Raw genomic sequence first — 13,004 nt, forward strand, 5'->3', positions numbered from 1 at the left:
GAAGATGAAATGATTGAAATGAATGGATCCCCCCTGCTGAACGGCAATGTGGCCGTGGTAACGGGTGCCGGACAGGGCATGGGAAAGGAGATTGCTCTGGGATTGGCCCAGGCTGGCGCCTCAGTGATCTGTGCGGACGTCAATGCGGAAACTGTGGGCAGCACCGCCAAGGAAATCATCGCTGCGGGCGGGAAAGCGTGGTCTCTGGTGTGGAACGTGGCCAACGAAGACGAAGCAAAACGCGCCGCGGATTTCGTGCGGGAGGTCGCAGGTAACGCTTCCATCCTCGTGAACAATGCCGGCATTCATCGCCGCGGCTTGGTCGGCAATCCCGACCACACGGCGACATGGCACGAAGTCATGGGTGTGAACGTCGACGGCATTATGTACAGCATTACAGCCTTTCTCGAACAATTGAAGGCGACGCGCGGCAGCATCGTCAATCTGGCCTCGATTCAGTCCTTCGCCGCGGCACCGAACGATACCACCGCATACACCACAAGCAAGGGCGCCGTGGCTATGCTGACCAAGGCTCTTGCCGTCGAATTCGCTCGCTACGAGATCCGTGTCAATGCGGTGGCCCCAGGGTTCATTGAGACCCCCCAGACGGAAGGATCCCGAGCGAACCCGGATCGCGTTGCATTCGTTCTGTCGCACACGCCGATGAAGCGATTCGGGCAAGGCCATGAAATGGCCGGCCCAGTTGTCTTCCTTACCTCCCCGCTGGCGACGTTTGTCAACGGCGTCGTCCTGCCCGTGGACGGCGGATTCCTCACCCTTTAACCGAACCTAGACTGAGAGTAGAGAAAATGTCGACCACAAATCGTACTGATACATTGTCGCGCGTCGGACCGGGCACAAAGGTTGGCGCGCTGTTCCGATCAGTGTGGCTCCCCGCCCTTCTATCGTCTCAGTTGCGGGAGCCGGGAGGTTCCCCGGTTCGCCTCAAGCTGTTGGGAGAAGAGCTTGTGGCGTTCCGCACCAAGAAGGGAGAGGTAGGTATTACGCAGGCAAACTGTGCACACCGTCTCGCTCCCCTCTATTACGGGCGCGTGGAAGACGATGGCATCCGTTGCAACTATCATGGATGGCTCTATAACTCCAGGGGACAGTGTCTCGAAATGCAAAACGAGCCGGACAGCGCGATCTGCTCGAAGGTCAAGATCAAAGCGTACCCGGTCGTTGAGAAGGCCGATATCGTCTGGATCTACATGGGCGAGGGCGAAGCGCCGGAGTTGCCGAAATTCCCTTGGATCGACCTGCCCAAGTCACAGCGCAATGCGACGGTATGGATTCAGGAATCGAACTGGTTGCAGGGGATGGAGGGAGAACTGGATAGCTCCCACGTGTCCATTCTCCACACCAATCCCGCTACGCTTGCTACGTCGCCCGTGCACCGCCCATACTCGGCGGTCGATCTGACACCGAAGCTCTACGCCAAGGACACCCCTATTGGCATCTTGGGGGTGGCGCGCCGCAATGCTGACAATCAGTACTATTGGCGTGTGTCGCAGTTCATGGTGCCGGCCTTTAGCTCCATCCCGAGTGTAGACTTCCCAGTAGGCGGCCGCGCGTTTATCCCTATCGACGACTACAACACCTATACCTGGGATTTCAACTACTACTCCAAGGGCGACCTTCCCCAGGACTTCCTAGACTACACGGGCAAGGGACTCGCTTTCCCGCCGGAGAGCAACTACCAGTCCTATCGTCTCAACACCGGGACCATCATCGACGCGTTTGTGCCAGTTCGGACGGCGGAGAACAACTACCTCATCAACCGTGACGGCGGCAGTCTATCGAGCCCGTCCGGTATTCACGGTCTGAATGACCAGGACCGCGCGATGCAGGAAGGAATGCTCGCGACCGAAGGCAGCGAGGGCCGCATCGTCGATCGCGAAAAGGAATTTCTTGTCGCGACCGACATTGCAATTGTTCGAGCTCGCCGCCGTATCCTCAATATCGTCCAGAGCGAGGAGAGCCTTGAGCAGTTCCGCCAGACGATCAAGGATGGCACCGCATATTCAGTCGAGCCTCTCGATGTCCTGTCGCAGATTGAAGACGTTGACGGTTTCGTGCGTGAGTACCAGACGCAACTCGGCCCGCAGAAGGCCAGCGTTTGATCTGCCCACGTGAAATGGAGTTCGAGGATCAATGATATGACGTGGCAACTCGCGACGACATGCGACAAAGTGGCACCGGACGCTCCCTTTGCGTTCTCCCGCGGGGAACAGAAGGTCGCAATTTATCAGGTAGGCGCTGAGTACTATGCAACGGACAACGTATGTCCTCATGCGTATGCGTTGATGACCGACGGCTTTGTGGAAGGTGACAAGGTTGAGTGCCCGCTCCACGGTGCAGTCTTTCACATCCCTACCGGCCGCTGCCTTGGGCCTCCCGCGGATTGTGATCTCAAGACGTATCCCTTGAAGATCGAGGGGAGCCAGGTTTTTATTGATCTGTCGTGAGCAAGCGTATGAACTCCGGGGCATCACAGCAATTTGTCATCATCGGCAGCGGTCAGGCGGGCGGGTGGGCCGCCAGAACGCTACGAGAGGGCGGTTTTGAAGGACGGATCGTCATTGTTGGCGAGGAGTCTCATCCTCCATACGAGCGCCCGCCGTTGTCCAAGGCGGTCTTAACCGCGCAAAAGCCGGCCGAGAGCTGCTACCTATGGAGCAAGGAAAAGCTTGGCGAACTGAACATCGATGCCGTCCAGGGCAACCGTGCGACGGCCATTCATCGAGACCGCCGGGAAGTTGAGCTTGCCGATGGGAGCCGTGTTCCCTACGACCGGCTGCTGATCGCCACCGGAGCACGACCTCGTCGACTGAACTGCCCCGGTGCCGACTTGCCCGGAGTTCATTACCTGCGCACGATTGAAGACAGCGAGCGGATACGTGGGTCTCTCTCCAAAGGCGGCAGGCTGCTCGTCGTCGGAGGGGGGTGGATCGGTCTCGAAGTGGCCGCCAGTGCCGTCTCCATGGGCGTCCCGGTGACCTTGGTTGAGGCCACTGATCGCCTGTGTGGCCGGTCGTTGCCAGAATCCCTTGGGCGATTCTTCATGGATCTTCATTTGCGCCATGGCGTGGATATCCAATTGAATGCCAACCTTACACGCCTCGAGGGCAACGGGCGCGTCGAACGCGCGGTGTTCGGAAACGGCGAAGCGATCGAGATCGCCACCGCAGTGGTGGGAATCGGGGTCGTTCCCAATACAGAGCTTGCGGCCGACTGCGGGCTTCCTCTGGAGAATGGGATCGTTGTGAATGAGTCGGCTTGCACAGCGGATCCCTGCATCTTCGCCGCAGGGGACGTCGCCAGTCAGCCTTCTTCCTGGCTGAATGGACGCGTGCGTTTCGAATCGTGGAAGAACGCACAAGACCACGGCGTGCTCGCGGCTTCCGCCATGCTCGGTGGAGATGCATTGACGCGCGACATTCCTTGGTTCTGGTCCGATCAGTACGATGTCAATTTCCAGTTGCTTGGCGTTCCGTCCGTTGGCAACCAGGTCTACCAGAAGGGAGATACGTCGTCAGGCCGTTTTACCCAGTACTTCGTCCAAGCTAACCGGCTGACCGCGGTGGCTGCCGTCAACAGTCCGCGCGATCTTCGCGATGCCAAACGCTCGATGCAGAACAAAAGCCAGTTCGATACTACCGGTCTGGTGCCCGTATTGACGCTATGAGAATGGCACCGAGCACGGCAAACACCTTTCAAAGAGTTACATCAAATGACACGTAATGCGTTAGCGCTTGTACTGGAGTCCCCCAAGAATCTGCAGGCTCGCGAGTTTCCGATTCCCGAGGTTGGAGAGGACGATGCCGTTCTCCGCGTGGAGGCTTGCGGTCTGTGCGGGACGGATTACGAGCAATGGCTAGGCCATATGAAGGATTGGGGTGGTGGCATGCCGATCATTCCCGGCCACGAGATTATGGGATTCATCGAGCGGATCGGGCCCTTGGCAGCCAAGCGCTGGAATGTCAGTGAGGGCGACCGCGTCGCAATCGAACCCATCATTCCATGCGGACACTGTGAGGATTGCGTTCGAGGGGCATACACGCGCTGCCAATCCGACCTGGGCTACGGCCTGTATCAAAGCACCGCAGTTGCACCGCACCTGTGGGGTGGCTATGCCACTCATGTGTACTTGCATCCGCGCACGATGGTGCACAAGCTGCCCACTAACTTGTCCACCGAGGTCATGACCTTGGTGAACCCCCTTTCCAATGCGATTCGATGGGTCTACGAGGTGGGCGGTGCAGCGCTTGGAAAGACTGTGGTTATCTCGGGACCCGGCCAGCGCGGACTGCTTGCGGCCGCCGCGGCGAAGAAGGCCGGCGCCTCGAACATCATCGTGACCGGCACCTCGGCCGACAAGTCTCGCCTGGAACTGGCACTGCAGCTGGGGGCAACGGCGGTGATCAACGTCGAAACCGAAGATCCGGTAGCAAGAGTCTCTGCACTGACCGGCGGCAAGCTCGCAGATGTGGTGCTCGACGTGTCAGCCGGCGCGGTGGCACCCATCGTGCAGGGCGTCGACATGGTCAAGCGCGGCGGAAAAATCGTACTGGCCGGCCTGAAGGGGACCAACCCGCTGAACGGGTTCCCGGTCGACAAGGTCGTTCTGCGGGAAGTCCAACTCGTTGGCGTTCTCAGTGCTGGCTGGGAGTCGACCGAATTGGCCATCGATATGATCCGCACAGATGCCGAGAAGCTGAGCGTGCTTTGCTCGCATATGTTCACACTCGATAACGGCACCGAAGCGGTTCGAACATTAGGCCGCGAGATCAGTGACGGAAAGGACGCCGTCCACATCACATTGATTCCCGGCTAACATCCCTATGTGCGGATTCTGCGCGCTGCGAGCAGCGTTAGCTCGCCCTGCGTCCATCGAAAGTGCCGACGCCTCGCCTGATGACACCTCAAGTGCCGGAATCCGCCTGAAAGATACCGAGAGCGCTCCTCCATACTCGAAGACCGATCGCGTGGCTTCCTCAGCGTCAGGGACAGACAGGGATCAAGCTACCCATCGCAAATGAAATCGGCGGGTCAGTCGTCGGCGCCCAGAAATGCGCATCGGCGCCGTAAGACGGAGTCTCTATACTCCATCCAAGTGACTTGCGACGCCGCGCCGCGGCCGACTTGCGCCAAACGATCGACGCAGCATACCGCTCGGCTATCGACTCCAAAAGCTCATGCGCTGAGCGTCTCCCAGGTCCATCCATGCCCCAATGCCAGTAGCGTAGTAGCTACGCACCACTGGGAGGTCGCTCCGGGCATCAGAGCACAACGATGGCATAAAGTGGTGCATTCTCGTCTGGTGGCTGCACCAAATCAAAGTGCCGAGAAATTATATGTGCTAACATACTCATTTAGTATGCACAATGATCGGATGTAGCAATTTACCCAGCTTCCCTTATGCGGGAAGTCTGATCGCCACACTCGGCAGAAACTTACATGACAGCGAAAGCGAAACGCGCCTCGACAAAGGCTCAGGAAATCGGGACAGTGCTTGCCTCGTCCACTCTACCCCTCGATGTTGCTCGGGTACGTCGGAAAGGTGTAGCAGCACAGCGGGCTCGTGAGACAGACGACAAGCACACTTACTTCGTGGCCGTCGCTGAAGCAAGGTATGTCCTGCGCAAGGTCTTCCGGATCGTTGAAGATCAGGCCAAGAAGTATGGGATAGATCCCCTTGCTCACCAGGCGTTGATCCAGATCTACGGAAGCGAAGATATGGAGTTGCAAGTCAATCAGATTGCGGCTCGACTGGATATCACTCCTGCGTTCGCATCGAGCTTGGTGCGTATGCTAGTGGAGAAGGATTTCGTTGTCCGCCGCCGCGGCGACGTCGACCAACGGGTGACGTACGTCGCGATCACGGAGCTGGGTCGCGAGACCATGGATGCCATCGACGAGAACGTCAAGTTTCACGTCGACTATTTTGTCACCCAATTAACGCCGGAAGAGCGCGAGGGTGCTCTGTCCATCCTCATGTTCTACGTCGGCGCGAAAATTTGAAGCCGATATCGGCAAGCGAGGGCTCCCGCGGCCGGCCGCATGGCGACCGCGCCAGTCTTTCCCGCGACGATCCAGGAGACCGCGCTCCAGGTTGATCCCTGCAGATTCCCACCCTGTCCACAACGGTGCGTCTAGGCAACCGACATCCGCATCGTCATGCCAAGGCTGCTGGCCCACCCAACAGCCCATTCGTCACGCTATGGGCAATGAGATAGTGGACTACGTGACGCCGGTTGCCCCTTAGCGCACGCGCTTGTGGAATAGAAAAAGCTACCTGCGCAGCGCTGGCCATGCGCGAGTGCCCCCTGGATTCGCCAAGCTTTGCAAACGCCCCGCTGCAAAGCGGGCCGGTAGCTTCCGAATTGCCATGGCCCAAGGATCTGTCAAGAATCGCGACCACGGTCACGCCTCGTCAGTGGCATGGAGCAATCAGGCGCACCGTATAGGTTTCGGACGGCCGCATGTCGCCTTCGGTCGATTTTCCATCTACGGTGGCCGCGCGATGGTTGTGATGCATCCTACTCGCTGCAATGTATGCCACTAGAATGATTCACCAAATGACAATGTGGCAACCTCCGCGTGACGCCAGCGACTTCGGACTGGCGACTCGTCGATGACCCGAACGCCGGGCAGAGCGCTCCCCCTGCCCTCGACGACCCTCTGCAAGAAAATGAAGAAGGGCGTGCGCGGCGCAAGATTGCGCTAGTCGGAAAGACGAAATGCGCCGACCGCCTCGTTTAGTTGTTTCGCCTGCTCCGTCAGTGACTCCGCGGCCGCCGCAGCCTCCTCGACCAACGCTGCGTTCTGCTGGGTCACCTGATCCATCTGGTTCACGGCTTGGTTGACCTGTTCAATACCAGCGCTCTGCTCGTCCGACGCTGCCGAGATTTCAACCATGATATCGCTCACCCGCTTCACTGCAGCCACAACATCCGCCATCGTCGCGCCCGCGCTATCGACGAGCGCCGAGCCATTCGTGACTCGATCCACTGAGTCTTGAATCAAAGCATTGATTTCCTTGGCGGCGCCGGCTGAGCGCTGTGCCAAATTGCGCACCTCACTTGCAACCACAGCGAAGCCACGTCCCTGCTCTCCAGCGCGCGCAGCCTCGACCGCGGCATTGAGCGCCAAGATGTTGGTCTGGAAGGCAATACTTTCGATCACGCCGGTGATGTCAGCAATGCGCTGACTGCTCTTGTTGATACCCTCCATGGTCTGGACAACCTGGCCGATCACCTCCCCGCCTCTTGCGGCAACGCTCGACGCGCTGAGTGCCAGGCCACTTGTCTGGCGAGCATTGTCGGCATTCTGCCTCACGATACTGGTTAGCTCTTCCATACTGGCGGCAGTTTGTTCAAGCGAACTGGCCTGTTCTTCTGTGCGCGACGAGAGGTCCGCGTTGCCTGCGGCGATTTCCTGAGCAGCCGAGCGTACGGAGTCGCTGCCCGAGCGAATCTGTTTCAGTACAACAGTCAGCTTGTCGGCAAAACTGTTGAACGAACGGGCGATGTGTGCGATTTCGTCTTCACCGTCGCACGAAAGGCGTTTGGTGAGATCTCCGTCTCCGGATCCAATATCGTCCATCGCATCCCGTATCGTCGAAAGTCGACGAAACGCCCTGGACGTGATTGCTCCGACGATAAGCGCTGCCACCACGGCAACTGCTATCAGCCCACCAATCGAGCTCAGCACCAGCGAACGCATTCCTGCCATCGCATCGGATTTATCAAGGGCAATCACCAGCCCCCAGTCAGTGCCCTTGATCTCCTGGCGAAACAGGAGCTTCGTCGCGCCGTCGATCTCCACTTCAGGTGGCACCAGCGCGTTGGCCAACGCCGAAAGAGTATTAGCCGTCAGTGCCACGGAAACGTCGGTCGCCGGCTTGAGCGCCAACTTGTCGACCGGATGCACGACGATCTTGCCCGACGAATTCACGAGAAAGCCAAAGCTCGCCGGCGTCGGTCGGATAGCCTTGATGTTAGCTTTCACCGTGTCCATCGACACGCTTCCCCCGACCACGCCCTTCAAAACACCATCGCGAATGATAGGTACCGCGAACATCACCACCAGCGCACCACCAGTGGTAGCGCCAACAAATGGCTGAGTAACCACCGGCCTTCTTGCATCCGCCGCCTGCTTGTACCAGGGACGGACCGTCGGATCGTAGTCCGGGGGGAAGCCTGCCGGATCCGCGAACTTTGCAGACTTGTCTGGATAGCCGACGAACACGTTGTCGAAGCCGCCAGCCTTGGCCACCGTTTTGAAAATGGGGATCGGATCGGTAGACAGCGCCACATCCTCCAACGCCACGATCATCTGCGTCCGGGCGGCAATCCAGTCGTCGATCCCGCCAATATGCCCTCGCGCAACAGATCGCAGATTCTGGCGAATCGATTCCTCGTTGTATGACCGGGTGACCAGATAATTCAGACCACCTGCCATGACCAGTGCACTGATCACGATGGCAACACAAGCTACTAAGATTCGGGTACGGATAGAAGTAAGCACGGTTGTATTCCTACAAGACCAAAGTGGCTCCGCCGTTCGCGGGGGCGTTTCACTACGAGGGTGGGCCAATTGCCACTCATTGGGCTCGAGTGACCGTAAACGACCAGTGGACGCCGGATCATCAAACCTCGAGTCCGATTAGTACTTATTTGACTTGGTCCACCACGCAATGATTGAAAATTAAATCGCTTAATTTTTTTACTTAATCGACCAATTTCATCATAGTTTACGGAGATCTTGGCTTCTTCTTTATGACATCTATTAACATCGATAAATTGTCGATGTTAATAGATAAATAATAATATGATGATCACATAAATTGATGTGATAGGACGGAACCACCTAATCCTGAGACTTCTTTACGCGGCAGCCGCGACCCGCCACCGAACAGGGCGCCGACCTCCTGCCATCTTGGCCCTAGCATGCAGATGCGTCCCGCCCTAAGCAGCATGTGTGACGGGAGAGAGAAAAGTGCTGGAATTGCTTTCGCTTCTGCGCAGAGAGAGAGCGACGACACACTGCTTGCAAAGTGAAGGCGATCGATGTCGCGTAGAAGGGGAGTATTGGAAGGAAACGAAGTGAAATGACTGCCTCGATTTCATTTGATAACAGACCGCCCAGCGGGCACGAGCGGTATGTATTTTTAGATCACTCGTCGTATTCGATGAATTCGCTGAACGTATAGATATCTGGAGAAATGGGTGACTTCCGTTCCTCTTCGACATGCGCAACCAGGCCCGCGCACCTTCCAACCACAGCGACAGCACGCATCGCCCCGACAGGGAAGCCGATCTCATGAAGTACGGCCCCCAATGCACCCGTCACGTTCAGGGTAATCGTACGCTTCGCGCTCGCATTGACGGCCTCATGCAGCGTATTCAGGAGATCGATGTACGTGCCCTTCACGCCGACATCTCGCGCCACGGAAAATAGCCGCTCGGCACGAGGATCCACCGACTGATAGTACGGGTGACCGAATCCGGGGATGCGGCGTCCCGATTCGCGATACTGACGGACCACATTCACCGCCCAGGCCTTCTTGTCGCCCTTGAACTCCATGCCTTCGCTAAGGATGCGACCCGCCCCGACCATAGTGCCGGCAAACTTATTGCCGACCATCAGCGCCCCGGCTGCCAGCGGGATCTGAATATCTTCGGGATTTGAATCGGCAACAAGCCGTGCGACGAGAGCACTTGGCGTGAGGCCGTGATCCATCAAGATCAGCAGGGCGGCGTCCAGGACGCGTGCCTGTGCTGGGGTCGGCTGACAGCCCGTCACGATGAAGTAAAAGCCTTCCGTGAAGGTCATCGATCCAACGACCTCCGCCAAGGTATCCCGCCCGCGCATACGCAAGCGCGCGGTATCGTTAGGATGACTCCCAATCTTTGTTTTAGACACTGGATCTCCGTTATGCTTGGTCACTTCGCGGGAAGCTCAGTTCTCATTCGCCGTTCAGCACGGCGGCAACTTCCGCGTCGCTGAGACCGATAGAGCGGAGAATTTCCGTGGAATGCTCGCCCAAATCCGGAGCGGCGTTTAGCGGCTGGTCATCGCGCCGGCCGTTGTAGCGCACCGGGCGACGAACGACCTTCTGCGGTCCGTGTTTGGGGTGTTCGATGTCTACGAACGTGTCGAGATGGGTGACTTGCGGGTCCACAAGCACCTCTGGCAGCGTCAATACGGGAGCGTGGGGCACGTCATGCTCCACCAGCCGAGCGAGCCAGAAATCGCGAGGTTGCGTTCGCGACGTCCTGTTAAGCTCGACTGCCAGCTCCTCATAGTTTTCCAACCGCCCTGCCCGTTCGCTGAAGCGCGGGTCCGACGCGAGATCATTGCGATCGAGTGCGGCAAGAAGACCGAGCCAGAACTTCTGCGGCGACGACATATGGACGGCAATCAGTGATTCGTCGCTGCAACGGAGTGCATACGACTGAGAGGCACGCACTCGCATCAACGGATCCGGCTTCGCACCTGCCATCAAATAGTTCGCGAAGGGATCGCTAATAAAAGCGATCGTGGACTCCAGCATATTCAGCTGGATGTCCTTGCCCACTCCCGTACGCTGCCGCTCATACAGCGCACCGAGGACGGCGTAACTCGCGTACATCCCCGTCAGGTTATCCGCAATCGACGGGCCCGTGATCTGCGCGTCCTGGCCCAAGAACAAACTCGAAATACCACTCAATGCTTGCCCGACGGCGTCGTAGGCAGGGCGATCGGCATACGGACCAGACTCGCCAAAACCCGTGATCGAGCAGACGATCAACTTCGGATTGACCTCGCGCAGCTGATCTGCGCCAAGACCCAATCGATCCATGACGCCAGACCGGAAGTTGACGATGAGAACATCCGCATTCTTGACTAACTCCAAGAAGGCCTCCTTCCCGTGCTCTCCCTTGAGGTTGAGCACCAAGCTCCTCTTATTACGGTTGTAAGTGCAAAAGTACGGACTGTAGTTGCCGCCTCGGAACGTCCGGAAGGGATCTCCCTCCTTGGGCTCCACCTTGATGACTTCCGCGCCGAGATCCGCCAGCAGCGTTCCCGCCAGCGGTCCGGTGATCATCGCCGTCAGCTCAACAATCCTTACACCGGCCAGGGGGCCGAGCGTCGCATTTTCCATGATCGCCCACGTCCTTCGTTGCACTGTAACAGATTGAATGCTAATCTACATAACATAACTAAGCATGTCAACAAACCTTTTTTACTGCAGGAGAGTCATGCAGCACAGATCGATTGACGTCAATATTCCGATCGGCGACGCCGGCATGGGAGGCCACTTGGCGGTGCCCGCCACGGCGCCGCGCGGAGCCATCGTCGTTATCCAAGAGATCTTCGGCGTCACCCCGGCAATGCGGGCTATCGCCGATGATTTTGCATCTCAGGGATACATTGCCCTGGTGCCGGACATTTACTGGCGCTTGCAACCCAATCTGGATCTCGGCAACGGCGAGGATCCGACAATGCGCCAGCTTGCTGTCGACTATTCGATCCGTTTCGACGAGGAGCTCGGCACCCAAGATCTCGTCGCCGCGGCAGATTGGCTCAAGAGCTTTCTTGAGCTCCCCTATCAGCCCGCTGTGCTCGGCTTTTGCCTGGGAGGTCGAATGGCAGTGCGCGTCGCCGCAGCCGCTAGGTTCTCTTGCATGGTTTCGATGTACGGTGTCGGGCTCGACAAGATGGGCGCCCAGATTCATTCGGCCTCCTGCCCTGTGCAATTTCACTTCGGCGAGAACGACAATCACAACCCGCTCACTACGATCGAAACGGTGCGCGAGGCCACTCGGACGAGAGGGCGAACGTCCGATGAGTTCTACACCTACCCCGGCGCGGAACACGCGTTCTACAACCGTTTCAGGCTGGACCGATTCAACGAGGCCGCACACCAGATCGCCCGAGAACGTATCGTGCGGTTCCTCGCTCACCACATGCTCGGAGCTTGAACAAACAGCTGCCGCTGCCGTGTGCCCTCCCTCTCCTGACAATAGCAAGGCCAGCATGATTAATGAGCTAAGCAACAAGACCTCACTTGTAACTGGTGCAGCAAATGGTATCGGGCGCATATTCGCCCTGGGCCTGGCGGATGCCGGTGCCACGGTCATTCTGGTCGACGTCGACTCAGAAGGGCTAAGAAAGGTCGAAGCCGAGATTGCCGAGAGAAATGGCAAGAGCTTGCCGAGAGCGATCGACATCTCGAACGTCGAAGCAGTCGAAGGACTGCAGCGGGAACTGACTGAGCTCCATGGCGAAGTGGACATCCTGGTGAACAATGCCGCCATCGGTCCGGAGCGCAACTCGCCGACCTATCTTCTAGACAAGCCCAAATTCTGGACGACGCAGGACAGTCTCTGGCTTTCGATGTTGCGTGTGAACATCTTCGGCGCGCAGCTAATGTCGAAGACGTTCGTCCGACACATGCTCGAGAAGCGTTGGGGACGGATCATAAATATTACGACCAGCCTCGACACGATGTACCGCCCCGGAATCGGTCCATACGGGCCATGCAAGGCGGCGCTGGAGGCGCTGTCTCGCGTGATGTGCCAAGACCTCGATGGCACGGGCGTCACGACGAATGTCCTGGTGCCCGGCGGCCCGGTGAACACACGAATGGTGCCGGCGGAATGCGGATTCTCCACGAAGGAACTCATCCAGCCAGAACAGATGCTTCCGCCATTGCTGTGGCTGTGCTCGACAGAGGCGGACAAGATCAACGGCTCACGGATCGTCGCTCAGAAATGGAAGGAAGAGCGGGACCCATCGCATAACCTGCGTGAGGCATCCGCGCCGATCGCCTGGCCGCAGCTCGGCGCGCAATCCCTTTTCCCGGGCAATCAGTTTCTTGTGCAAACCTGATCTCAGTCGACTTTCACGGGACTGTTGAAAGTGTTGCAAGTCTAGCTAACGCCGGCGTCTTTCCCCTGATACGGTTCCCGTATCAGGGTCCCTCGGGTGCGTCGACCAGGGGTCACGGCAAC

At 58.1% G+C, this 13,004-nt stretch carries 11 protein-coding genes; 8 read left to right on the forward strand and 3 right to left on the reverse strand.

Annotation, left to right across the window (positions count from 1 at the left end):
• Nucleotides 1–9 precede the first annotated feature (9 nt).
• From NG900_RS00235 to NG900_RS00260, 6 genes are all read left to right on the forward strand, one after another.
• Nucleotides 10–783 (forward strand): SDR family NAD(P)-dependent oxidoreductase, encoded by a 774-nt coding sequence (locus tag NG900_RS00235; protein ID WP_252675573.1) that lies wholly within the window; start codon nt 10–12, stop codon nt 781–783.
• A 26-nt stretch (nt 784–809) separates the two neighbouring features.
• Nucleotides 810–2,123, forward strand: coding sequence for a Rieske 2Fe-2S domain-containing protein (locus NG900_RS00240; RefSeq protein WP_252675575.1), 1,314 nt, complete (start codon nt 810–812; stop codon nt 2,121–2,123).
• 36 nt (nt 2,124–2,159) lie between these two features.
• The gene (locus tag NG900_RS00245) at nt 2,160–2,468 is read left to right on the forward strand and encodes a non-heme iron oxygenase ferredoxin subunit (RefSeq protein WP_252675577.1); all 309 of its coding nucleotides are present in this window, start codon (nt 2,160–2,162) and stop codon (nt 2,466–2,468) included.
• On the forward strand, nt 2,465–3,688 hold the full coding sequence (locus NG900_RS00250) for an NAD(P)/FAD-dependent oxidoreductase (RefSeq protein WP_252675580.1): 1,224 nt from the start codon (nt 2,465–2,467) through the stop codon (nt 3,686–3,688). Before NG900_RS00245 ends, NG900_RS00250 begins: the two co-directional genes overlap by 4 nt.
• A 45-nt stretch (nt 3,689–3,733) precedes the next feature.
• Entirely contained in the window at nt 3,734–4,837 is a 1,104-nt protein-coding gene (locus NG900_RS00255) for a zinc-dependent alcohol dehydrogenase (RefSeq protein ID WP_252675582.1), read from the forward strand.
• A 623-nt stretch (nt 4,838–5,460) separates the two neighbouring features.
• Nucleotides 5,461–6,024, forward strand: a complete 564-nt coding sequence (locus tag NG900_RS00260) for a MarR family winged helix-turn-helix transcriptional regulator (protein ID WP_252675584.1) — start codon at nt 5,461–5,463, stop codon at nt 6,022–6,024.
• 702 nt (nt 6,025–6,726) lie between these two features.
• Here the strand turns inward: NG900_RS00260 and NG900_RS00265 are convergent.
• The 3 genes from NG900_RS00265 to NG900_RS00275 all read right to left on the reverse strand — a co-directional run bounded on the left by NG900_RS00265 (nt 6,727) and on the right by NG900_RS00275 (nt 11,152).
• Nucleotides 6,727–8,532: a methyl-accepting chemotaxis protein gene (locus NG900_RS00265; protein WP_252675586.1), complete on the reverse strand. Its 1,806-nt coding sequence runs from the start codon at nt 8,530–8,532 to the stop codon at nt 6,727–6,729.
• A gap of 648 nt (nt 8,533–9,180) precedes the next feature.
• Complete coding sequence (locus NG900_RS00270) at nt 9,181–9,954, reverse strand: citryl-CoA lyase (protein ID WP_315862355.1); 774 nt, start codon at nt 9,952–9,954, stop codon at nt 9,181–9,183.
• A 19-nt stretch (nt 9,955–9,973) separates the two neighbouring features.
• On the reverse strand, nt 9,974–11,152 hold the full coding sequence (locus NG900_RS00275) for a CaiB/BaiF CoA transferase family protein (protein ID WP_252675588.1): 1,179 nt from the start codon (nt 11,150–11,152) through the stop codon (nt 9,974–9,976).
• A gap of 97 nt (nt 11,153–11,249) precedes the next feature.
• Here NG900_RS00275 and NG900_RS00280 point away from each other — a divergent pair, with 97 nt between their 5' ends.
• Nucleotides 11,250–11,972, forward strand: coding sequence for a dienelactone hydrolase family protein (locus NG900_RS00280; RefSeq protein WP_252675590.1), 723 nt, complete (start codon nt 11,250–11,252; stop codon nt 11,970–11,972).
• A 55-nt stretch (nt 11,973–12,027) separates the two neighbouring features.
• On the forward strand, nt 12,028–12,882 hold the full coding sequence (locus tag NG900_RS00285; protein ID WP_252675591.1) for an SDR family NAD(P)-dependent oxidoreductase: 855 nt from the start codon (nt 12,028–12,030) through the stop codon (nt 12,880–12,882).
• The last annotated feature ends 122 nt before the right edge of the window (nt 12,883–13,004 follow it).

Origin of the sequence: Ralstonia soli, assembly GCF_023955655.1 — a bacterium.
Taxonomy (GTDB): Bacteria; Pseudomonadota; Gammaproteobacteria; order Burkholderiales; family Burkholderiaceae; genus Ralstonia; species Ralstonia soli.

What these genes read in the sequence shown, in the direction of transcription:
- NG900_RS00235 (WP_252675573.1), top strand. Translation starts at nt 10, where the DNA reads ATGATTGAAATGAATGGATCCCCCCTGCTGAACGGCAATGTGGCCGTG.
- NG900_RS00240 (WP_252675575.1), top strand. Translation starts at nt 810, where the DNA reads ATGTCGACCACAAATCGTACTGATACATTGTCGCGCGTCGGACCGGGC.
- NG900_RS00245 (WP_252675577.1), top strand. Translation starts at nt 2,160, where the DNA reads ATGACGTGGCAACTCGCGACGACATGCGACAAAGTGGCACCGGACGCT.
- NG900_RS00255 (WP_252675582.1), top strand. Translation starts at nt 3,734, where the DNA reads ATGACACGTAATGCGTTAGCGCTTGTACTGGAGTCCCCCAAGAATCTG.
- NG900_RS00260 (WP_252675584.1), top strand. Translation starts at nt 5,461, where the DNA reads ATGACAGCGAAAGCGAAACGCGCCTCGACAAAGGCTCAGGAAATCGGG.
- NG900_RS00275 (WP_252675588.1), bottom strand. Translation starts at nt 11,152, where the DNA reads ATGGAAAATGCGACGCTCGGCCCCCTGGCCGGTGTAAGGATTGTTGAG.
- NG900_RS00280 (WP_252675590.1), top strand. Translation starts at nt 11,250, where the DNA reads ATGCAGCACAGATCGATTGACGTCAATATTCCGATCGGCGACGCCGGC.
- NG900_RS00285 (WP_252675591.1), top strand. Translation starts at nt 12,028, where the DNA reads ATGATTAATGAGCTAAGCAACAAGACCTCACTTGTAACTGGTGCAGCA.